An 18715-nucleotide genomic window follows, 5' to 3' on the forward strand; every position below is an offset into this window, starting at 1 on the left:
TGCTCCGTTCTATGCCATAATCTGCAGATAGGCCCAATATCCGGCTAAGAGGATGTATCCTGCCGCAAATATAAAAAAGCTGCATCTCCATATGCCTTTCAGCACCCGAAAAAACTCCAGCTCCTCGCGGGAATGATAATGAATAATGGAAATCACGACAGCGCTGGCCAGAATCACTAAATAAATGACCCACAGGTAGGATTCGTTCCACAGGTCACTTGACCATCTATGGACCGAAGCGATGAACAACAGCGTAGTTGAGTCGCAGGCGGCCCTGAAGGCATATGCTTTTCTTTTCGTTAATTTTGCCGTGACCAGATAGGCTATGTACCAAAAAACCAGCGGCAGCGCCAAGCCTGCTTCCATTAACCATCCATATATCTGCTGTAGCATATTTGTCACTTTCCCTCATCCAGTTTGCTCTCATTTTCTTAACTCTATCACATTAAACCACAATACTATTAATGAATTATAGATGTCTCAAGCATTTTAGCATATCTCTTCTCTCCGGACTAGTAGCACCGCACGATCCAAACGGACGACTTTTCACTTTTCGACTTTAAGCGTTTTCGTGTATAATGAAGTTGGAAGTTATTAGTGAAGGAGGCCAATCGCATGAGTGGAATTGAAGTTGTACCATTACTCATAAACTACAAGACATTAGAAGAATTTCAAAACTTCAAAGAAGTTGGCGCTCAAGAGCTTTCTATGCAGGAAGAGCTCGAGGAAAACATCATGGAAAACGACATCCGTTCTCCATTTTACGGCATCTATTTTGGAGGCCGGCTGGTCGCACGTATGTGCTTATATACAATTACCGGCAAATATGACCGCTTTTTTGATCCTCCCCAGGACTACCTTGAACTCTGGAAGCTTGAAGTACTCGAGCCATACCAGGGACGTGGTTTTGGCGAAGAGCTTGTCAATTACGCAAAGAGCTTTGAGCTGCCGGTTAAAACAAACGCACGGCAGCGTTCAGATGATTTCTGGCTGAAAATGGGCTTTGAGCCCGCAGAATATAACCCGGTCAGGGACCGTGGCGAAAATCCATATGTCTGGTATCCAAAAGGGGTACAGCCGCAGAAAGCAGAGGAGCTAACTGCAGAACCACCGCTTTCTGACACTGAATCATAAGCAATGCCTTTCCGATATCATAAAAAAACAGGGCGCCGAAAACGGCACCCTGTTTTTTATTTTTCTACAACTGTTTCGCCTTTGTAAGAACCGCAGTTTCTGCACACACGGTGAGATAGTTTCTGCTCTCCGCATTGTTCACATTCTACCATACCTGGTACTGCTACTTTTTGATGAGCTCTGCGCATACGTTTACGGGTCTTAGAAGTACGTCTAAAAGGTACTGCCATGATTCCCACCTCCTTATAAGATAAAGATTATTTCAACCAGTGAATGATTTTGGATCAGCTGGAGCCTTTATCGAAATACTTCGATAAATCAGCCATTCTCGGATCAACTTTAGGAGCTTCCTGCTCCCGTTCCTTTATTAATTCATCCTCCGAGATTACCCGCCAGTCGTCTCCACTTTGAGGAGCAAGCGGCTCACCGTCCCCTTCTTTGGCGAAAACTCTGAAGGGCATTTCAAGGAAAATGTTTTCTTTAATATATGGGAGAAGATCGACAAAACCATCTTCTGGCTCGTGTTCATTAATGTTTTCTTCGTCCGCCGGCATACCGTCCAGCCGAAATGCTTCAAACATTTCCACATCAAACGGATGGTGGACATCCGCGAGCGTCCGTGCACATGGTAGTATCATTGTTCCTTTTAACCGCAGGCTTACATGGAAGGTTTCTTCAACGATCGATCCTTCGCCCTGAACCTGCACGGCACTGATATCCCTTAATTCTTTGTCACGCTCAATCATTTCTGATACATCTGCGCTGCCTTCAATGTTAAACGATTGTTCGTGCTTCTTTGAAAGTAACTGCTGGATACCCCATTTCATTGGATCCACCTCCAGACAACAAGAGTAATTATATCCATCGAAACGACCTTTGTCAATATTTTTTCTTTACAGTAAACCCTTTTGAACTCTCGAAAAACATCGTATCATGAATAAAGAAAAGAGAAAAGCGATATTTACCGAAAATACCCTAGTTGAAAGGCGGTCCTATCATGAATGTCTTAGGAATGGTTGTCGAATACAATCCTTTCCATAACGGCCACCTCTACCATCTCGAACAGGCCGGCACCCAAAGTAACGCGGATGTAGTCGTATGTATAATGAGCGGCCCTTTTCTCCAGCGGGGTGAACCAGCTCTCGTTCCTAAAAGAGAGCGGGCGGAAATGGCGCTCTCGAGCGGCGCCGACCTTGTTATTGAGCTTCCGTACATGTTCGCCTGCCAGCACGCCGACATATTTGCTGCGGGGGCTGTTTCCATCTGTAGAGAGCTTGGCATTACTCATTTGAACTTCGGGAGTGAACATGGAAAAGCTGCCCCATTTGTACAGCTTGTTGATTTCCTGCACACCCACAGGGGCCGTTTTGATGAGCGCGTCCGCTTTCATATTCAGGGAGGCTGCAGCTACGCCAAAGCAAACGAACTGGCATATAGAGACTTGGAGGCTCCGGGCTCGCTGCCGGACTTGAGCCAGCCAAACAATATCCTCGGCTTTCATTACACAAACGCTGCCGCCCGGATGTATCCCTCGCTTCACATAGGCACCATCAAACGTAAAAACGCTTCTTATCACGATATTTCTCCGCGGGATCCGTCTATCGCGAGCGCCACCAGTCTCCGGCACATGCTTGAAAGAAACGAAGATATCAGCGCTTATATCCCTGAGGCGTCCAGGCGTATTCTAGCCGGCCTTCCAGCCCTGCGCTATTGGGAGGATTACTTTTCAGTTCTACAGGCAAAAATGCTGACCATGCCCACCGCCGACCTTGCCTCTCTCTATGATATGTCCGAAGGCCTCCATCACCGCATGCAGCGCCTGATGAAAGAAGCAACCGGCTTCGGGCAGTGGCTGCAGCTGGTTAAAACGAAGCGCTATACTTTAACACGGCTGCAGCGCACCGCAGTACATCTATTGACCGGCCTTACAAAAGAGGAAGCTCACGCAGCCTCTGATGGCCAGCACGTTGATCACCTGAGGGTGCTCGGCATGAATGCACGGGGGAGAACTTATCTAAATAAAGCTAAAAAGAATATTTCTATCCCTCTTTACACAAAAATGACTAATAAAAAAACGCCGCAGCTGGCTGTGGGCGAAAGAGCTGATACTGCTTATGCGCTTTTGCTTCCACCTTCTGAAAGACAGAAAGAATGGCGGAGAGATTATGACCTTCCGCCCCTTCTGCTTTTTTAAGAATTGCTTTCAGCTTTTTTTAAATCGTTTTTCAGATACTCCACTGCTTCCTCCAGCGTTGCCACTGGCACCACTTTCATATCACTGTTGATGCTTCGTGCCGTCTGCCTGGCAATTTCATAATTGGACGGAGAAGCCATGCCGGCATCCGGGGCAAAAAAGACATCTATGTCCTTTTTATCCGCTGCGACGATTTTTTTATCTATTCCGCCAATTGGGCCAACTTCACCCTGTTCATCAATGGTCCCGGTGCCGGCTATTTTTTTTCCGCCTGTAATATCTTCTTCTGTAAGCTGATTGTATACTTCAAGGGCAAACATCAAGCCGGCGGAGGGCCCACCTATGGAGCCTGCATCAATTGTGGCCTCTGGGTTAAGAGAAACGGACCTTTCTGTATAAGGATACAATATTCCAAGACCCGAGCTTTCTTCCTCCCCTGTCGAGGCCGGAAATGATTCCACAGCTATCTCTGCTTCCATCTGCTCTTTATTTCGCTGGAAGGCTATAGTTGCTTTCTCGCCGGTCTCTATGCCCTCAATCGCGTTGTTTAATTCCTCAAGTGTCTGAACCTCTCTGCCATTGACCGCCTGGATCAAGTCTCCTTCCTCGAGCTTTTCTGCCGCATCCATTCCATCAATAAAATCACTGGCCCTTACTCCGCGGTATTTTACATTCACTGTCTTTCCAGCCGCTTCATACGCTGCTATTTCTGCAGACTCCTGGGAGCTCTCCATCACCTGGCGCTGGCGTTCAAAAAATTCTTCCTCACTTTCATCTCCGAATTGGTAGGAATCCTTTGGGGAAAGCTCCCGGTAAGGAGAAAATACCGACCATAAAGCGAGCGCCGGGGTAGCTCCCTGCTGGTAAACAGTCGTTAAATACATCTCACCGGACTCCCCGGCTCCCTCCTCCACCTCTACAACGGAGGACAAGCTGGCCGCTGAGCCCGGCTGTATATAATAATACGGGAGAGGCGCCTGCGTTAATATAAGCACAACAGCTGCTATGACAGCCGCAGTAATAATCCGCCGCATTTTCCTGTTTCGGTTGTGATACATGGTCTTCATCCTTTATTAAACGATTATTCTTCATCATACGAAGGATGGCTGGAAATTTGCAACGAATCGCACTTCTACCCCCGGCTCTTTTTCTCAAACTGTTTCCGAAGTGCCTCCTCCACATGCGCAGGCACGAGGCCGGAAACGTCCGCTCCGTATTCCGCTACTTCTTTTACAATACTCGAGCTTAAATAAGAATACTGGTGATTTGTCATCATAAAAAAAGTCTCTACTCCGGGTTCAAGCTTTCTGTTAATTGAAGCCGCCTGCATTTCATACTCAAAATCAGACACAGCCCGGAGGCCTCTTACAATCGTATCGGCTTTCACTTCTTTTACATAGTCCACTAAGAGCCCGTGAAAAGCATCCACTTCCACGCCTGGCATGTGTTTGACCGATTCTTCAATTAATTTTACCCGTTGGTCAATAGAGAAGAACGGCTCTTTTTTCCGGTTATGCAGCACCGCCACCACCACATGATCGAATACATTGTGTGCCCGTTCGATTATATCCAGATGGCCATTGGTAACCGGATCAAAGCTTCCTGGATAAATTGCCTTACTCGCCATTTTCAGGACCTCCCGTCAGCTGCAATATTGTAAGCGTTGTGTCACCATAATTTTTTTCTGCGAAAACCGACAGTCGTTCGTCAAACGCTGCCGCTTTTGCTGCGGCGTGTTCCCATATCAGCATGCCGTTTTCCTTTAACATCGAGCAGTTCAACAGCTTTCCTACTAGCTGTTCTGCTTTTTCTTCTGCGTAAGGAGGATCGAAGAACACTAAATCGAAACTACGCCCCCGGCTTTCCAAACGATCGATTGCCTTAGAAGCTTCTGAACGATAAACTTCCGCCCGCTCGCCAAGGTTCAAAGCATCAATATTGCTCCGGACTGTCTTGACGGCGGTTTGAGCTTTGTCGACAAAAACAGCCGAGCTGCAGCCTCTGCTCAGCGCTTCAATTCCGAGATTTCCGGTTCCTGCAAATAAATCGAGCACCGTTTCCCCATCAGAAAAAAACGGGCCAAGCTTATGAAACAACGCCTCCTTCACTTTATCAGAAGTCGGCCGGGTGCCGGTTCCAGGAACGGCTTTCAGCCGGCGCCCTTTAAAATCTCCTGCTATCACTCTCATACCTTTCGCCTCACTCTACGATTCTGTGCGCTGTGCCAGCTTTGGAAGTACTTTTGCATACATGACAAAAGCGGCAGCTCCCAGTATGGCAGCGCTAATTAAAAATAGGCCGCGCATGCCGAGAGCGGCGCTGATTAAGCCCCCGGCCGCCGGCCCGAGCATGTTTCCAAGAAACAAGAAGCTGTTGGAAAAGCCGTAGGCCCGGCTCTCCATTCCCTGCGGGGACAGCTGCCGGATTAGCGTGTTAGCTGCCGGCAGCAGTCCGCCAAGACACAAGCCGACCAAAAAACGCGCCACGATCAGCTGCCAAAGGTTGGTAACAAAAGCCTGCGGAATAGAAAGGAGCACAGCACCGATTAACGAACCGAACAGCACATACTGGGCTCCTCTTGTATCACTGAGTTTGCCAAGCTTGGGCGAAGCAAGCATATTCGCCACCCCCAGGGAAGCTACGGCCAGTCCGGCATAGAAAGCATTTTCCTCTCTGCCGCTCAGCTCCCCGACAAACACGGAAATAAGCGGGTTGACCCCGATCAGCGCAAATTGCACGAGAAAAATAACAGTGTACAGGGGGATCATCGGCTGTACACCTGCGATTTTTTTGAAATCATCGCTCGTTTTCGTTTTCTCCGCCTTTTCCGGCTTCTCGAAGTCTTCTTTCACTAAAAACAAAACGGCTACCGCAGCTACGGCGATACCGAGCCCGGTAATGTTAAATATGGCCCGGAAGCCAAACGCGTCTGCTAGAAGACCGCCGATCAGCGGCCCACAAATTGTTCCTGCCACCGTGCCTGACTGCAGCAATCCAAGCGCCCTGCCTGCGTATTCTTTAGGCGTATTTGTAGACACAAGCGCAATCGAAGCAGGAATAAAACCGCTAATCGTGCCATTTAGCATTCTCAGAAAAAAAAGACTCCATGGGCCGGTAGCAAATCCCATCAGTACCATTACTATGGCCATGCCGAATCCCGAACGGAGCACCATCAGCTTACGGCCCTGTCTGTCAGCAATTTTACCCCAGAGCGGGGCAAACAAAAAAGCTGTTAAAAAATTAACGCCAAAAATAACGCCTGACCAGATACTTATCTGCCCAGGATCTGTCACTCCGAGTTCCTGCAGATACAGCGGCAGGAATGGAACGATCATCGTCATGGCTGCCATCACAAAAAATTGGGCGGCCATTAATATATATAAATTTTTTCTCCATTTTACCATTAGAGAGGTCCCTTCTTTCTGCCTCCCCTATTATAAAACAGCGTTCCCAATGGGACAATAAAAGTCAATTTATTTATATCCCGATACTGTCATCCTGCGGTTGGCTTTCTTTTTCAACTTTATGGTATTCTAGCGGAATAAATGGTTTTTCCGACCGTTCCACCCTTTCTACAAAACCAAGGTTTCCCAGCTGACTTATGACCATTTCCGCATTTTCCTGATCCACATATAAAACTGCGTATTTCATTTGTTTGGAAACGTAATGCACTAACCCGTACTTTCTCAGCTGCCTCGCCTGTTTGACGGATTTAATCCAAACGGCTACCCCGATTCTCGGCTGATGCATGAAAGCACATCCTTTCGCGTGATTTTCGTTAAGTCTAGCATGCCGGAGGAAAAAAGAGCAATGCTGGCAAGGAGGAGTAACATGAGCCAACCATCTGTAATAATTATTGGCGGAGGCTTCGGCGGACTTACGGCATCTGCTCTGCTCGCCTGCCATCACTATAATGTCACTTTATTTGAAGCTTCCAACGAATGGGGAGGGTGTGCCGGAAAGTTTACGCACAAGCCTCATCTGTTTCCAGTCGGGGCTACACTCGGGCTGGGCCTGCAGCAGCCAGACGGCCTTCATTACCGCGTCTTCAACTACCTGAAGGAGCCGCTCCCAGAACATGTGGGCCTTGAGACCATTATGCAGGTACACGCTCCTTCTTTTTCTCTTCCGTTGTATTCTTCACGGGAAAAACATATCGATACTCTCTGCCGGTTGTTCCCTTCCTCGGCAGATGGCATCCGCTCGCTATACCGTTATATTTCCCGGGTCGGGGAGGAACTCCGGAAGCTGATCCATCACCTTCCGGTTCTTCCCATGCAGAAGCCCGCAGATTTCATCCGCTCGGTCCGGGCACTCAGACCCGGCATTCTCGGCGCTGTCCGCTGGCTTGCCGCCTCTACTGAAGATGTGCTGCGGCATTACCGTCTGCAGGACACCGAGGTGCACCAGTATATTGACGGGCAGCTTCTGGACAGCCTGCAGACAAGCAGCCGCCACGCTCCTGCCTTGCTTGGATTGTACGCCCTCGATTTATACCATCAGGGAGCTTCTTATGTATATGGCGGGCTGTACCGCATGGCCGAGCAGTTAAAAGAAGCAGCCGAACGCCACAGCGCCTCGATGCAGAAACGCCGCCGCATTCAGGCGGTGGAAAGAAACAGCGACGGCACCTGGACAGCTATCGATCATCGGGAACGAAGAACCACTGCCGATCATCTGGTGTTAAACATCCCAGTCCAGGCCGCGCTCCCGCTTTTTCACCCTAAAGAGCGAAACCAGTTTACCCGTCGCTGGCAGACCAAATCCGAAACGCCGATCTGGAGCACGTTTTCCATGTACGGAGTCTGCGAGCCCTCCGCTCCTCCCTCAGCGTTGTTTCATCAATTGCTTTGGGACCAGAACATTCCCGGCATTTCGAGCCATTTGTTTTATTCATTATCAGCACCGGATGACCGCACCCGGGCCCCCGAAGGTGAGCGTACGTTTACCGTTTCCACTCATACGCCGCCCGAGTTCTGGGAAGATCTTTCTTTATATGAAGAAAAAAAGTCAGCAGCCACCAGGGCGCTTGTAGAAAAAATCCAGGAAGCCGGCCTGCCTGTCCAGCCGGAGCGGGTCCTGCCCGGTGCTCCGCATGCCTGGGAGCGATACATTAAACGTCCCCGCGGCATGGTCGGCGGCTTTCCACAGACGAGAAGGGATACGTTTTTTTACCCATTATCCCATCGTTCTCCCCTTGAAAACGTATGGTTCTGCGGAGACTCTATTTTTCCGGGAGCGAGTACCATGGCCGTGACCATGAGCGGTATCCATGTGTTTGAATCAATCAGCGGGCAGTCGTTTGCCGCTCTTGAACGAAAGCAGTAGTCATTTGCGGTAAAACTGCTTTCGTCCAACTTTTTCCACCGCCGACGGCCACAGCTGATAAAGCGCACTGAGCATTCCCATCCAGCGGGGCATAAAAACTGTACGCTTTGGCTGCTCCACTAGCTGCACAAGCCTACCAGCCACTTTCTCCGGGGCCAGGGCGAGCTGCTCGACCGAACGCTTATATCTCCCGCTTGGATCGGCGCGGTCATGGAAATCGGTTTTTACCGGTCCGGTATTTAACACTGAAACCCGTATTCCGCTCTCCGCGGTTTCGAGCCGCAGCGCTTCTGCAAACCCAATTACTGCACGCTTGCTGGCCGCATAAACGGTCGCTTTTGGAGTGCCGATAATGCCCGCGGTTGAACCTGTGAATATGATATGCCCGCCGGCCTGTTTTAATTCAGGAAGCAGTGCCTGCGTGATAGCAATGTTTCCTTTTACGTTTGTATTTATCATCTGCTCCCAGTCTTTTATACTCAATTGCTCCAACTCCCCGAATTTCCCAGTGCCGGCATTATTGATAAGGACGTCCGGTTTTCCGTGAACAGCGGTTATTTTTTTCATTTCTTCTGCTGCATCTTCAATTATTTCTACATCCATTGTCCAGGCGATAAATTCCCCGGGGTGAGCCTCCCACTCTACTGCTGCGGCTTGCAGTTTCTGCGTGTTTCTTCCTATGCCTATTACTTTCTCTCCATTTTGCACGAGCTTTTCTGCTGTTTTTCTGCCGATGCCGCTGCTTGCTCCTGTTAGTATAATTGTTTTCAATCATTCTTCCTCCTCTCTGGTGTATTAAAACTTGACAAACCACCCGGCTCTTCACATAATAGTAATCACAAATAAGCTGAATAGTGCAAAAGCTGTGAAACGGAAATAGTAGGACAAAGCACCGACAGAGAGCATAGCCATGAGCTGAAAGCTATGCCGGAATTTGTTTTGCCTGAACCTGTCCGTGAGCTTCCTTTAGGACGCAGCCCTGCGTTAATGGGCATGAGCGGAAAAGACAAAGTCTTTTCAACTAAAGGTGGTACCGCGGATAACTCTTTCGTCCTTTTACAGGCGAAAGAGTTTTTTATATGCACCCAGTACGAATAAAGACAGGTGGTTCCAATGAAAAAAGAACGGGTCGTTGTTAAAATCGGAAGCAGTTCTTTAACAAATCAGCAGGGAAGTTTAAGCAGGGAAAAGCTGAAGCAGTACGCAGATGAAATCATCCAGCTCCGCCAGGCGGGAAATGAAGTCGTGTTGATCAGCTCCGGCGCGGTCGCTGCCGGCTTTTACGATCTCGGCTACCCGTCCCGGCCGGTTACCACTGCCGGCAAACAGGCTGCGGCCGCTGTCGGCCAAAGTCAGCTGATGCAGGCATATAACGAAGAATTTAGCAGAGTAAACATTGCCTGCGGGCAGTTGCTTTTAACCCGGGAGAATTTCGCCAATCACAGCCAGTACCAAAACGCCCACTCCACGATCACCGAGCTGCTTCACCGCCAGGTACTTCCTATTATCAACGAAAACGATTCTATTGCTGTTGATGAACTTACTTTCGGGGATAATGACATGCTGTCCGCGCTTGTAGCAGGGCTTGTACATGCAGATACACTGCTGATATTAACAGACATTAACGGGATTTACGACAAGAATCCAAACGAAGACCAGGGGGCCAAAAAATATCATTTCATCCCGGCCATTACGAATGACCTGATGGACCAGGCCGGAGAAACCAGCTCTTCTGTAGGAACCGGCGGTATGCGTTCCAAATTAAAAGCAGCCGGCACCGCTCTCCGCCTGGGCACCCGGGTGTTTGTCGGCAGGCTCAGCAGCGGACACCGACTTGAAGACGTCCTTAGCGGCAAAGGGGACGGCACCTATATAGGCGTGCCCGGCGGGGACGTTTTAAACAATAAAAAACAATGGATCGGTCTCCATTCCGTTACCGCGGGCGCTGTAGTGGTCGATGACGGAGCGGCAAAAGCGCTGCTGCGTTCAGGCAAAAGCCTTCTCCCTGCCGGTATCGTCGATGTGCAGGGCCACTTTTCAGCCGGCAACGTTGTTGATGTGTATGACCAGAAAGATAACCTGCTCGGCCGGGGACAGGTCAACATGAGTGCCGAGGAGCTCCAGGCTGTGAAAGGGAAATCCACGGCCGAGGCTGCATCCTTTACGTCAACGTCGAAATCAGAAGTCATTCACCGGGATAACTGGATTACTACCGTAAGGGAGAGATAAACATGGAACAAACACAAATCAGTACTCAAATGCGGGTGCAGGGAGAAGCAGCTAAAAAAGCGGCTAAACGTGTCGCTACTGCTTCCACCGAAGAAAAAAACAAGGCGCTTTCACTTATCGCTGACGAACTTGAAACGCGGGAAACTTTTATTCTTGAAGCAAACGCCAAGGATCTCGAAGCAGGAAGAAAAAACGGCTTGTCCTCCGCCCTGCTTGACCGGCTCACGCTCGACTCCGGGCGTATTGCAGGGATGGCTGACGGATGCCGGCAGATTGCTTCTCTTGAAGACCCTATTGGCGAAACTATTGAATCCTGGACCCGGCCGAACGGTCTGAAATTGGAAAGCGTCCGGGTGCCGCTCGGTGTCATTGGCATGATCTACGAAGCCCGGCCGAATGTAACAGCGGACGCAGCCGCCCTTGCTCTAAAAACCGGCAACGGAGTTCTTTTACGTGGCAGCTCTTCCGCTTTTCGATCGAACCAGGCAGTCATGGACGCTATTTGGGAGGCTCTGGCAAAAACCTCTCTTCCGAAAGAAGCGGTTCAGCTCGCCTCCGACACGTCAAGGGAAGCGGCCGCGACGATGTTTCAAATGAATGATTACCTGGACGTTTTGATTCCGCGCGGAGGCGCCAATCTAATAAAAACCGTGGTGGATCAGTCGACTGTGCCTGTCCTTGAAACCGGTGTCGGCAACTGCCATATTTTTATTGATGACAGCGCCGTGGCTGATAAAGCAGTTCAGATTGCCATTAATGCCAAAACGCAGCGTCCTTCTGTCTGTAACGCAGCTGAAACCCTCCTTGTGCATGAGGCATGGCTTGAGGCTCACGGAGAAGCCCTTGTCCATGCGCTGCTCGCCCACGGGGTTACTATCCGGGGAGACGCTTCAGTGCAAAAGCTGCACGGCGATGTGGAGCCTGCAGCCGACGAGGATTGGAACACTGAATATCTGGATATGATAGTCTCGATGAAAACCGTAAAGAGCACCGAAGAGGCCATCGAGCATATCAATATGTTCACGACGTATCACTCCGAAGCAATCCTTACAGAGTCCGAGGAAAATAAACGGATGTTTTTCCAACAGATCGATGCAGCGGCGCTTTATCATAACGCCTCTACCCGGTTCACCGATGGGTTTGAATTTGGCTTCGGGGCCGAGATCGGCGTCAGCACTCAAAAGCTGCATGCCCGAGGGCCAATGGGACTAAAAGCGATCACTTCCTACAAATATTTAATTCACGGAGATGGACAGATTAAATGATGACAAAAACTAATCTACAGCAGAAAACAATTGCTTTTATCGGCTCCGGCTCGATGGCGGAGGCTATATTTTCCGGTCTTCTGCGCCACGAGCTGGTCAAACCGGCAAACGTGCTTGGGACGGTAAAAACCTCTGCTGATAAGCAGGAGCGGCTGAAAAAGCAGTACGGTATTCAGGTAAAAACTGATAATAAAGAGGCGGTAAAGGCGGCAGACGTCGTCGTTCTGGCCGTTAAGCCGAAAGACGCCGAAGCAGTCATTCAGTCATTCGCCGAGGAGCTAACAAAAGATAAGCTAGTGATCAGCGTTCTGGCCGGCATTTCCTTAAATAATCTGGAAGCTTTCGCTGGCAAAGAGGTGCCGGTAGTGCGTTCAATGCCAAACACGTCTGCGCACGTCGGTGCTTCGACAACAGCTATATGCGCCGGTTCCTATGCTACTGACGAAGATCTCGATCTTGCGGAATCGTTGTTTCAGGTAGTCGGCAGCGTACACACAATTTCTGAAGAGGATATTGACAGCTTCACCGCGATTGCCGGCAGCGGACCTGCCTATTTTTATTATTTCCTTGAAGCTATGGAGCAGATGGCGGCTGAAGCTGGCTTCCCGCCGGAGGAAGCAAAAAATATTATCGCTCATACGATAGAAGGAGCGGCTTATCGCTACCTTGATTCCGATAAAAAACCGCACGAACTGTACCAGGAGGTACTGAGTCCAAACGGGGTGACTGAAGCGGCGTTTACCCACCTGGAAAAACACAGAGTGCAAAAGCATTTTTTAGAAGCCATGAAAGAGGCTTCCAGGCGATCCGGGTCCATCGGTGATTAAAAGCAGAAAGCAGGAGCCGGCTCCCGGTTCCTGCTTTTTTATTGAAGCAGCGATACAATTTTTTTCGCTGCATCCTTTCCGCTTAAAACGGCCCCTTCCACTTTTCCTTCACCAAATGCATCCCCGGCAAATGCAAGAGGATAAGGATCATCATAGCTTCGTGAATGATTTGGGTACATATGCACCGGCTTCGCATACCTCCAGCGCTTTGGGTGGAGCTTCAGTACCTTTTCCCGGTCCAGCAGCGGCCCGGCGATGCGGCACAGCTCTTCAGCAAAAGCTTCGCCGCTGTCGTTCCAGTGCTCCCTCGACCATTCTCCTTCTGCATGCACCGTAAGTACGCAGGTTTCGGAAATGCCTTTTTGCTGATTACAGCCGATAAACTGAATTCTTGGATCCTTTGTCTGGATGCCCCCCGGAACCTGAAGAGGGCTTTCCCCTTCATATTCAATCATTACAGCCAGGCACGGGTCGTATTGAATTGAGGAAAGATCCTTTTCCCAAAGGCGCTCCCCGGGCACGTTTTGCAGCATATCAAGGGATTGCGGCACCGGGGGAGTTAAAAGTACAGCTCGCGTTTCCATTTGATTAGTTTCTGTACGAAGTATCCAACCTTCTTTCCCGGGCACGATAGCATTAATTTTTGTTTCTTTTTCTATCGTTTTCCCTTTCCATAAATTTTTCATCAACGGAGCCATCCCAGCGTTACCTACGTATCTCGGGTGCCCGTCTCCTTGAAAATGCTGCTCTTGTTCAAGGTTTTCCAGCTGAATAAAGCCGTTACTCCAATTGCGTATGTATTTCGCGCCCTCCCATTCCTTTGCTATTTCACGCATAGATTGACTTCTGGCGGTGAAGAACTGGGCGCCATGGTCCGCACGCCCGTCGTTCAATCTTCTTGTTGCCATTCTGCCCCCGACTCCTCTGCTTTTTTCGACCACCATAGTGCCCAGGCCGTGCTTTTCAAGTTCCCGGTTCGCGCTCCATCCGGCGAGACCGGCACCGACAATAATGACATCCGGATTCATATAACTCCTCCTCTTAAAGCTATTTCTTTTCTTTACCTGCTATTTTTTGTACAATCAAAACGGTTCACATCTTTTTAAAGGAGTCCACCTATGAGCGAGATATCTACCTTTACCCGTTTTCGGCAGCGTTTAGCTGTCATTTTAAATCAGCCAGTTTTCACTGCCATTGTAACGACACTTATATTATTCAATGCCCTGCTCGTAGGTCTTGAAACTTCCGAAGCATTATACAACCGCTACGAAAATACGTTTTCAGTATTAAATTACGTCCTTCTCTGGCTGTTTACCATTGAGGTTATCATCCGGTTTCTTGGTGTCTTTCCTTCCTACAATTTTTTCCGGTCTCCCTGGAACTGGTTTGATTTTTTCATTGTAGCGGCCGGCCATATTTTTGCCGGCTCCGCTTTCATCACCGTCCTTCGGGTGCTGCGGGTGCTCCGGGTGCTGCGCGCTATCACGGTTGTCCCTTCCCTGCGCCGGCTTGTAGATGCTCTGCTTCGTACCATTCCCTCTTTAGGAAATATTATGATTTTGATGAGCATTATTTTTTACGTTTATGCTGTAATCGGTACGATGCTTTACCGCGACACCGCCCCTGCTTATTTCGGTGATATTTTCCAGTCCCTGCTGACGTTATTTCAGGTGGTCACATTGGAGTCATGGGCAAGCGCGGTCATGCGCCCAATTGCAGAAACTAATCCATTGAGCTGGATTTATTTTGTCTCTTTCGTACTCGTTGGAACGTTCGTGGTGTTCAACTTGTTTGTAGGCGTTATTGTCAGTAACGTCGAAAAAGCTGAAGCCGAAGAAAGCGAGGACAAGCTAAAAAAACAGCTTGATCACATGGAGAGCGAACTGTATGATATTAAACAGCTTCTAAAAGAAAAGCATAAGGATTAATCGGTTTTCATATACAAAGAGGGCAGCCACCGGCGGCTGCCCTCTTTATTATTACTGAAGTACTTCCTTCGTACTGAAAAATTCTTCATACAGACCTCGGATTGCTTCATCCACATGCTCTTCAGCAATCCCGAAACTGAGTGAAACCTCAGAAGAACCCTGGTTGATCATTTCAATATTAATGCCTTTTTCAGAAAATGCGCGAGTCGCGCGTGCAGCTACACCTACCGTTTCATGCATGCCTTCACCTACGAGCATAATCATTGCGTATCCTTTTTCAATGTAGGCATCGTCCGCATCGAGCTCATTTATAATACGCTCAATGATCCGCTCTTCTTTCTCTTTAGACATCTGCCCTTCTTCAATAATGATAGAGGTATCATCAATTCCAGACGGCATATGCTCATACGAGACTCCTTCGTCTTCAATAATCGAAAGCAGCCGGCGACCGAACCCTACTTCTCTATTCATTAAGTATTTACGTACGTAAATTGTTTCAAATCCTTTGTCTGCTGCGATCCCGATGATTGGATTCAGGGCATATTCCCGTTCAGAAATGATCATTGTACCGCTTCCCTGCGGATTATTCGTGTTTTTCACACATACCGGAATTTTTTTACGGAAAGCCGGAATGAGGGCTTCATCATGAAAAACAGCAAAGCCTGCGTAGGAAAGCTCACGCATTTCACGGTAAGTCATTCGTTTGATTGCGCACGGGTTGTCCACCACTGTCGGATTGGCCGCAAATACTGAATCCACATCTGTGAAGTTTTCATAAAGGTCCGCCTGTACTCCCGCAGCCAGAATAGAGCCTGTAATATCAGAGCCGCCCCGGGAGAATGTAACGAGATCTCCTTCTTTTGAATAGCCGAAGAAGCCTGGAAATACTACTACTCCGTCGCGTTCTCGCAGCTTATAAATGTGGTCGTACGATTCATTCAACACCTGGGCGTTGCCCGGAGTATCGCTCACAAACAGACCGGCGTCATTTGGATTAACATATTCGGCTACGGTTCCGATGCTCTGAAGATACTGTGCCACCACTTTAGCATTGTTATCTTCACCACCGGCCTTCATCTGATCAATGAAGCGCCCTTCGTTATTTTTGGTGAACTGGATCCGGCTTTCAATATCGCTTTCAATGGTTGCAATAATGTCGTCTGATAAATTCAATTCGGATGTAATGCTGCGAAAGCGTTCCAATACTTTATTTTTCGCATCCTCCACCCCGGAATTCTCCAGGCAGGCTTCCGCAAGGGTGATTAATAAATCCGTCACTTTTGTGTCTTCACTGTTTCTTTTACCCGGGGCAGAAACGACTACCACTCTGCGGTCTTCGTCTGTCGCTACAATGTCTGCCACCTTTTTAATCTGCTCCGCACTCGCAAGAGAACTCCCGCCAAATTTCGCTACTTTCATTTCTTTGTCACTCCTGTCGTTATTTCCATTCTTTTTATTAAAGTTTTATGCGTATATTGCTTTTTCTAATTATATGAGTGAATTGTTCAAAAATTTCACAATTAATAGATTATCATATGTTTCATCCGTCAACAATCAGTAATATGAGTGGTTAAAGCCCATCTGGACTGATTCTTATGAAAAAGAATCCGTGGTCCGAAGTATCCTCTTAATCCATAGTAATTACTTTCGATTGGTAAGACATAGGACGATATGTATTCTTTCCCTCCTTTTCAAGCTCTTAAGCATTAATTTTACAATTTTGCCCACGGACGATGTAAGTTAATCTAACAAATAAACATACATGTAAAAGTTATTATGGTATATTAGCTTACAAAAGAGATGAAAAGGGGAGTAAACCATGTCGTCATATAAGGATAAAAAAGTAATTACGATTGGAGTTATGAGCGAATTAACCGGACTGTCCGAAAGAAAAATTCGTTATTATGAAGAACGTAAACTGATTCACCCTGACCGTACCTCCGGCGGGACTAGAAAGTATTCCTTTTTAGATGTAGAGCGGCTCCTCGATATCGCAGAAAAAATGGAAGATGGCATGCAGACGTTTGAAATACGCCGCATGGAACAGAAGAAAATGAAAAACAAAGAACTGCGGGAAAGAATGCTTCGCGGCCAATTGAATGCAGCCTTCAATATGCGCAAGGGTTAAATCCATTTTATTCCAAAAGACAACTGTTGAGTCGATTTGGTTCAACAGTTGTCTTTGGTGTGCCTAAAAGCCTTCAAATCGTCGATAATTACGTTTTTTGGAACTTGACGAAACCTTGAAATCCTTTTATTATTCAACATGACTTTATATCCACGCCTCATACCTATTGGCCTTCTGCTCCATGAGAAATCAACGAAAGTATGTGATGACAGTGCTTCATGAATTGAAAAACACAAATATTATGGACCAGGAAATAGCTGAACTGATCATCGGCCATGAAAAAGTTGCCCATGTTCAGGCTGCCAACCCTCTGGACCATGCGCTTTTAATATTAATTAAGTCCGGCTATACCGCAGTCCCTGTTTTAGATACACATTACCGTGTTCAGGGACAAATTAGTAAAGCTCAGGTGCTCGACACCATTTTGGGCACCGAACGGATCGAAATGGACAAGCTTCATGAACATACCGTAGAATCGGTGATGTCGGAAAAGGTGCCGAAGATGAACGTAAATGATAACTTTGGGAAGGCCTTAACCCTTTCTATTAACCACCCGTTTGTATGTATTGAAGACGATGAAGGAGCTTTCGTCGGCCTTATTACCAGGCGCGCTATTCTGGTCATGGTCCACCGGGAGTTTCAGTCTCATTAAAGAAGTTCCGCTTTTCGTTTAAAAAGCGGAACTTCTTTTATTTTCCGTGCTGAATTGTTTTACCACAAAAGCTTTCCGGTTTTTAAACATTCCGTTTAAAAAACACTTCACCATCCAGGCCGGCACTACCGATTCAAATTCAATGTAATCATGTACGCCCGTTAACGGCCCGAGCTCCTGGAAAGTATGGGTATGCTTCCAGGATATAAACGGAAACGGCAGCTTTTTTCCCTCATCCTGAAACGCATTCGGCGCGTCTACGTAAGTAATAACTGAGTCCCAGACAGTTTTCCATATACCAAAATATAAATATAAACGGATTTCTGCTCCGGCTTCTGTTTTCCCTGAAGATTCCACTTCAACTTCCGGAAACTCTGTCATTTCTTCAAGCTGCACTGGATCGCCGAAATAGTTCCAAACTTCCTCTCTGGATGCAGGTACTACAGTCTGAGCTTCGAAGACTCCTTTAAACATAGCAAAAACCTCCTCTTTAAAGGAGGTATACCCTAAAAGAGGAGGTTTTATGTTTATTAAGAGCATCCACAGCTTCCACCAGTGGAACAGCCGCATGATTGGTTATCATAAAATGGATTGCCCGTCGGCACTTTGATTGAGGATGAGACGGATTCAGCTACCAGCGTTGATATTTCTGTCAGTAAGTTATCCAGCGCTTTTTCTGCCTGTCGGTACCGGATGACAGTTTCATGCATGTCCATTTCCCGTTTTACGACCCTCACCTGCTTGGCGGTTGTTTTGTAATCCGGGTGATATGCTCCAAACCGCTGCACTTCTTCATATTGATCCTTCCAGCTTAAAAAATTATTAATTTTTTCCTGCGCTTCCGGATCTTCTTTCATCGCCTTCTTGGCTTCCCTGTATTCAATATATATATCAGATTCCACCACCATGTGGCCTAACTGTTCTGATTGCTCAAGTATATCTATAGACGTCGATGCTTCTATTACAGCCATACATTCACCTCCGCTTTTATCTTATCACGGATCACCTCATTCTATGAAGAACGAATCGC

22 protein-coding genes, 1 pseudogene and 1 other annotated feature are annotated in these 18715 nt (G+C 47.9%); of the genes and pseudogenes, 9 read left to right on the forward strand and 14 right to left on the reverse strand.

Annotated features, from left to right (window positions below):
• Positions 1-9: 9 nt before the first annotated feature.
• On the reverse strand, positions 10-393 hold the full coding sequence (locus ACTTK6_RS05720) for a DUF3397 domain-containing protein (RefSeq protein ID WP_233133209.1): 384 nt from the start codon (positions 391-393) through the stop codon (positions 10-12).
• Between the two features lie 222 nt (positions 394-615).
• Between ACTTK6_RS05720 and ACTTK6_RS05725 the strand changes: the two genes are divergently transcribed.
• Positions 616-1134, forward strand: a complete 519-nt coding sequence (locus ACTTK6_RS05725) for an N-acetyltransferase (protein ID WP_079476088.1) — start codon at positions 616-618, stop codon at positions 1132-1134.
• Positions 1135-1190: 56 nt separating this feature from the next.
• Here ACTTK6_RS05725 and rpmF read toward each other — a convergent pair whose 3' ends face one another.
• A complete protein-coding gene (gene rpmF, locus ACTTK6_RS05730) occupies positions 1191-1364 on the reverse strand; it encodes a 50S ribosomal protein L32 (protein ID WP_079476087.1) in 174 nt (57 codons plus the stop codon).
• Positions 1365-1418: 54 nt separating this feature from the next.
• The gene (locus ACTTK6_RS05735; RefSeq protein ID WP_079476086.1) at positions 1419-1961 is read right to left on the reverse strand and encodes a YceD family protein; all 543 of its coding nucleotides are present in this window, start codon (positions 1959-1961) and stop codon (positions 1419-1421) included.
• Positions 1962-2131: 170 nt separating this feature from the next.
• On the opposite strand from ACTTK6_RS05735, the gene ACTTK6_RS05740 reads away from it, so the two are divergent.
• Positions 2132-3328, forward strand: a complete 1197-nt coding sequence (locus ACTTK6_RS05740) for a nucleotidyltransferase (RefSeq protein WP_079476085.1) — start codon at positions 2132-2134, stop codon at positions 3326-3328.
• On the opposite strand, the gene ACTTK6_RS05745 is transcribed toward ACTTK6_RS05740, so the two are convergent.
• The 5 genes from ACTTK6_RS05745 to ACTTK6_RS05765 all read right to left on the reverse strand — a co-directional run bounded on the left by ACTTK6_RS05745 (position 3325) and on the right by ACTTK6_RS05765 (position 7078).
• Positions 3325-4386: a SepM family pheromone-processing serine protease gene (locus ACTTK6_RS05745; protein ID WP_158219053.1), complete on the reverse strand. Its 1062-nt coding sequence runs from the start codon at positions 4384-4386 to the stop codon at positions 3325-3327. The genes ACTTK6_RS05740 and ACTTK6_RS05745 overlap by 4 nt on opposite strands.
• Positions 4387-4460: 74 nt before the next feature.
• Entirely contained in the window at positions 4461-4955 is a 495-nt protein-coding gene (gene coaD, locus ACTTK6_RS05750) for a pantetheine-phosphate adenylyltransferase (protein WP_079476083.1), read from the reverse strand.
• On the reverse strand, positions 4945-5517 hold the full coding sequence (gene rsmD, locus ACTTK6_RS05755) for a 16S rRNA (guanine(966)-N(2))-methyltransferase RsmD (RefSeq protein ID WP_079476082.1): 573 nt from the start codon (positions 5515-5517) through the stop codon (positions 4945-4947). The genes coaD and rsmD overlap by 11 nt, the downstream gene beginning before the upstream one ends.
• A gap of 15 nt (positions 5518-5532) precedes the next feature.
• Complete coding sequence (locus tag ACTTK6_RS05760) at positions 5533-6732, reverse strand: MFS transporter (RefSeq protein WP_094907851.1); 1200 nt, start codon at positions 6730-6732, stop codon at positions 5533-5535.
• A gap of 73 nt (positions 6733-6805) precedes the next feature.
• Positions 6806-7078, reverse strand: coding sequence for a YlbG family protein (locus ACTTK6_RS05765; protein WP_079476080.1), 273 nt, complete (start codon positions 7076-7078; stop codon positions 6806-6808).
• 81 nt (positions 7079-7159) lie between these two features.
• On the opposite strand from ACTTK6_RS05765, the gene ACTTK6_RS05770 reads away from it, so the two are divergent.
• On the forward strand, positions 7160-8656 hold the full coding sequence (locus tag ACTTK6_RS05770; RefSeq protein ID WP_179124096.1) for a phytoene desaturase family protein: 1497 nt from the start codon (positions 7160-7162) through the stop codon (positions 8654-8656).
• Here ACTTK6_RS05770 and ACTTK6_RS05775 read toward each other — a convergent pair whose 3' ends face one another.
• On the reverse strand, positions 8657-9427 hold the full coding sequence (locus tag ACTTK6_RS05775) for an SDR family NAD(P)-dependent oxidoreductase (RefSeq protein ID WP_079476078.1): 771 nt from the start codon (positions 9425-9427) through the stop codon (positions 8657-8659).
• 85 nt (positions 9428-9512) lie between these two features.
• Positions 9513-9715 (forward strand) — a binding site (T-box leader).
• Positions 9716-9769: 54 nt separating this feature from the next.
• On the opposite strand from ACTTK6_RS05775, the gene proB reads away from it, so the two are divergent.
• From proB to proC, 3 genes are read left to right on the forward strand one after another with little or no spacing between them, the layout of a single operon-like run.
• Positions 9770-10885, forward strand: a complete 1116-nt coding sequence (gene proB / locus ACTTK6_RS05780) for a glutamate 5-kinase (protein WP_094907848.1) — start codon at positions 9770-9772, stop codon at positions 10883-10885.
• A 2-nt stretch (positions 10886-10887) separates the two neighbouring features.
• Positions 10888-12150, forward strand: a complete 1263-nt coding sequence (locus ACTTK6_RS05785; RefSeq protein ID WP_094907847.1) for a glutamate-5-semialdehyde dehydrogenase — start codon at positions 10888-10890, stop codon at positions 12148-12150.
• Complete coding sequence (proC, locus tag ACTTK6_RS05790) at positions 12147-12977, forward strand: pyrroline-5-carboxylate reductase (protein ID WP_094907846.1); 831 nt, start codon at positions 12147-12149, stop codon at positions 12975-12977. The genes ACTTK6_RS05785 and proC overlap by 4 nt, the downstream gene beginning before the upstream one ends.
• Before the next feature lie 38 nt (positions 12978-13015).
• On the opposite strand, the gene ACTTK6_RS05795 is transcribed toward proC, so the two are convergent.
• Together ACTTK6_RS05795 and ACTTK6_RS05800 are read right to left on the reverse strand one after the other, a co-directional pair.
• Positions 13016-13813, reverse strand: coding sequence for an NAD(P)/FAD-dependent oxidoreductase (locus tag ACTTK6_RS05795; protein WP_462832949.1), 798 nt, complete (start codon positions 13811-13813; stop codon positions 13016-13018).
• Positions 13805-14008, reverse strand: a pseudogene (locus ACTTK6_RS05800) (NAD(P)-binding protein); the annotation flags it as partial. The gene ACTTK6_RS05795 and the pseudogene ACTTK6_RS05800, both read right to left, overlap by 9 nt.
• 87 nt (positions 14009-14095) lie before the next feature.
• Here ACTTK6_RS05800 and ACTTK6_RS05805 point away from each other — a divergent pair.
• Entirely contained in the window at positions 14096-14905 is an 810-nt protein-coding gene (locus ACTTK6_RS05805; RefSeq protein WP_079476073.1) for an ion transporter, read from the forward strand.
• Between the two features lie 51 nt (positions 14906-14956).
• Here the strand turns inward: ACTTK6_RS05805 and ACTTK6_RS05810 are convergent, their stop codons facing one another.
• On the reverse strand, positions 14957-16324 hold the full coding sequence (locus ACTTK6_RS05810) for an aspartate kinase (RefSeq protein WP_079476072.1): 1368 nt from the start codon (positions 16322-16324) through the stop codon (positions 14957-14959).
• Between the two features lie 400 nt (positions 16325-16724).
• Here ACTTK6_RS05810 and ACTTK6_RS05815 point away from each other — a divergent pair, with 400 nt between their 5' ends.
• Positions 16725-17033, forward strand: a complete 309-nt coding sequence (locus ACTTK6_RS05815; protein ID WP_079476071.1) for a MerR family transcriptional regulator — start codon at positions 16725-16727, stop codon at positions 17031-17033.
• Positions 17034-17214: 181 nt separating this feature from the next.
• Positions 17215-17685 (forward strand): cyclic-di-AMP-binding protein CbpB, encoded by a 471-nt coding sequence (gene cbpB, locus ACTTK6_RS05820; RefSeq protein ID WP_233133203.1) that lies wholly within the window; start codon positions 17215-17217, stop codon positions 17683-17685.
• A gap of 18 nt (positions 17686-17703) precedes the next feature.
• Here the strand turns inward: cbpB and ACTTK6_RS05825 are convergent, their stop codons facing one another.
• Together ACTTK6_RS05825 and ACTTK6_RS05830 are read right to left on the reverse strand one after the other, a co-directional pair.
• Positions 17704-18159, reverse strand: a complete 456-nt coding sequence (locus ACTTK6_RS05825; protein ID WP_079476069.1) for an SRPBCC family protein — start codon at positions 18157-18159, stop codon at positions 17704-17706.
• Positions 18160-18215: 56 nt separating this feature from the next.
• Positions 18216-18656, reverse strand: coding sequence for a YlbF/YmcA family competence regulator (locus ACTTK6_RS05830; protein WP_079476068.1), 441 nt, complete (start codon positions 18654-18656; stop codon positions 18216-18218).
• Positions 18657-18715: the final 59 nt, after the last annotated feature.

The sequence above is a fragment of the Marinococcus salis genome (assembly GCF_054971365.1).

What these genes read in the sequence shown, in the direction of transcription:
- ACTTK6_RS05765 (WP_079476080.1), bottom strand. Translation starts at nt 7,078, where the DNA reads ATGCATCAGCCGAGAATCGGGGTAGCCGTTTGGATTAAATCCGTCAAA.
- ACTTK6_RS05805 (WP_079476073.1), top strand. Translation starts at nt 14,096, where the DNA reads ATGAGCGAGATATCTACCTTTACCCGTTTTCGGCAGCGTTTAGCTGTC.
- ACTTK6_RS05770 (WP_179124096.1), top strand. Translation starts at nt 7,160, where the DNA reads ATGAGCCAACCATCTGTAATAATTATTGGCGGAGGCTTCGGCGGACTT.
- ACTTK6_RS05720 (WP_233133209.1), bottom strand. Translation starts at nt 393, where the DNA reads ATGCTACAGCAGATATATGGATGGTTAATGGAAGCAGGCTTGGCGCTG.
- ACTTK6_RS05815 (WP_079476071.1), top strand. Translation starts at nt 16,725, where the DNA reads ATGTCGTCATATAAGGATAAAAAAGTAATTACGATTGGAGTTATGAGC.
- ACTTK6_RS05760 (WP_094907851.1), bottom strand. Translation starts at nt 6,732, where the DNA reads ATGGTAAAATGGAGAAAAAATTTATATATATTAATGGCCGCCCAATTT.
- ACTTK6_RS05785 (WP_094907847.1), top strand. Translation starts at nt 10,888, where the DNA reads ATGGAACAAACACAAATCAGTACTCAAATGCGGGTGCAGGGAGAAGCA.
- coaD (WP_079476083.1), bottom strand. Translation starts at nt 4,955, where the DNA reads ATGGCGAGTAAGGCAATTTATCCAGGAAGCTTTGATCCGGTTACCAAT.
- ACTTK6_RS05825 (WP_079476069.1), bottom strand. Translation starts at nt 18,159, where the DNA reads ATGTTTAAAGGAGTCTTCGAAGCTCAGACTGTAGTACCTGCATCCAGA.
- proB (WP_094907848.1), top strand. Translation starts at nt 9,770, where the DNA reads ATGAAAAAAGAACGGGTCGTTGTTAAAATCGGAAGCAGTTCTTTAACA.
- ACTTK6_RS05830 (WP_079476068.1), bottom strand. Translation starts at nt 18,656, where the DNA reads ATGGCTGTAATAGAAGCATCGACGTCTATAGATATACTTGAGCAATCA.
- ACTTK6_RS05740 (WP_079476085.1), top strand. Translation starts at nt 2,132, where the DNA reads ATGAATGTCTTAGGAATGGTTGTCGAATACAATCCTTTCCATAACGGC.
- cbpB (WP_233133203.1), top strand. Translation starts at nt 17,215, where the DNA reads ATGAGAAATCAACGAAAGTATGTGATGACAGTGCTTCATGAATTGAAA.
- rpmF (WP_079476087.1), bottom strand. Translation starts at nt 1,364, where the DNA reads ATGGCAGTACCTTTTAGACGTACTTCTAAGACCCGTAAACGTATGCGC.
- ACTTK6_RS05725 (WP_079476088.1), top strand. Translation starts at nt 616, where the DNA reads ATGAGTGGAATTGAAGTTGTACCATTACTCATAAACTACAAGACATTA.
- ACTTK6_RS05810 (WP_079476072.1), bottom strand. Translation starts at nt 16,324, where the DNA reads ATGAAAGTAGCGAAATTTGGCGGGAGTTCTCTTGCGAGTGCGGAGCAG.
- ACTTK6_RS05745 (WP_158219053.1), bottom strand. Translation starts at nt 4,386, where the DNA reads ATGTATCACAACCGAAACAGGAAAATGCGGCGGATTATTACTGCGGCT.
- ACTTK6_RS05795 (WP_462832949.1), bottom strand. Translation starts at nt 13,813, where the DNA reads ATGCGTGAAATAGCAAAGGAATGGGAGGGCGCGAAATACATACGCAAT.
- proC (WP_094907846.1), top strand. Translation starts at nt 12,147, where the DNA reads ATGATGACAAAAACTAATCTACAGCAGAAAACAATTGCTTTTATCGGC.
- ACTTK6_RS05735 (WP_079476086.1), bottom strand. Translation starts at nt 1,961, where the DNA reads ATGAAATGGGGTATCCAGCAGTTACTTTCAAAGAAGCACGAACAATCG.
- rsmD (WP_079476082.1), bottom strand. Translation starts at nt 5,517, where the DNA reads ATGAGAGTGATAGCAGGAGATTTTAAAGGGCGCCGGCTGAAAGCCGTT.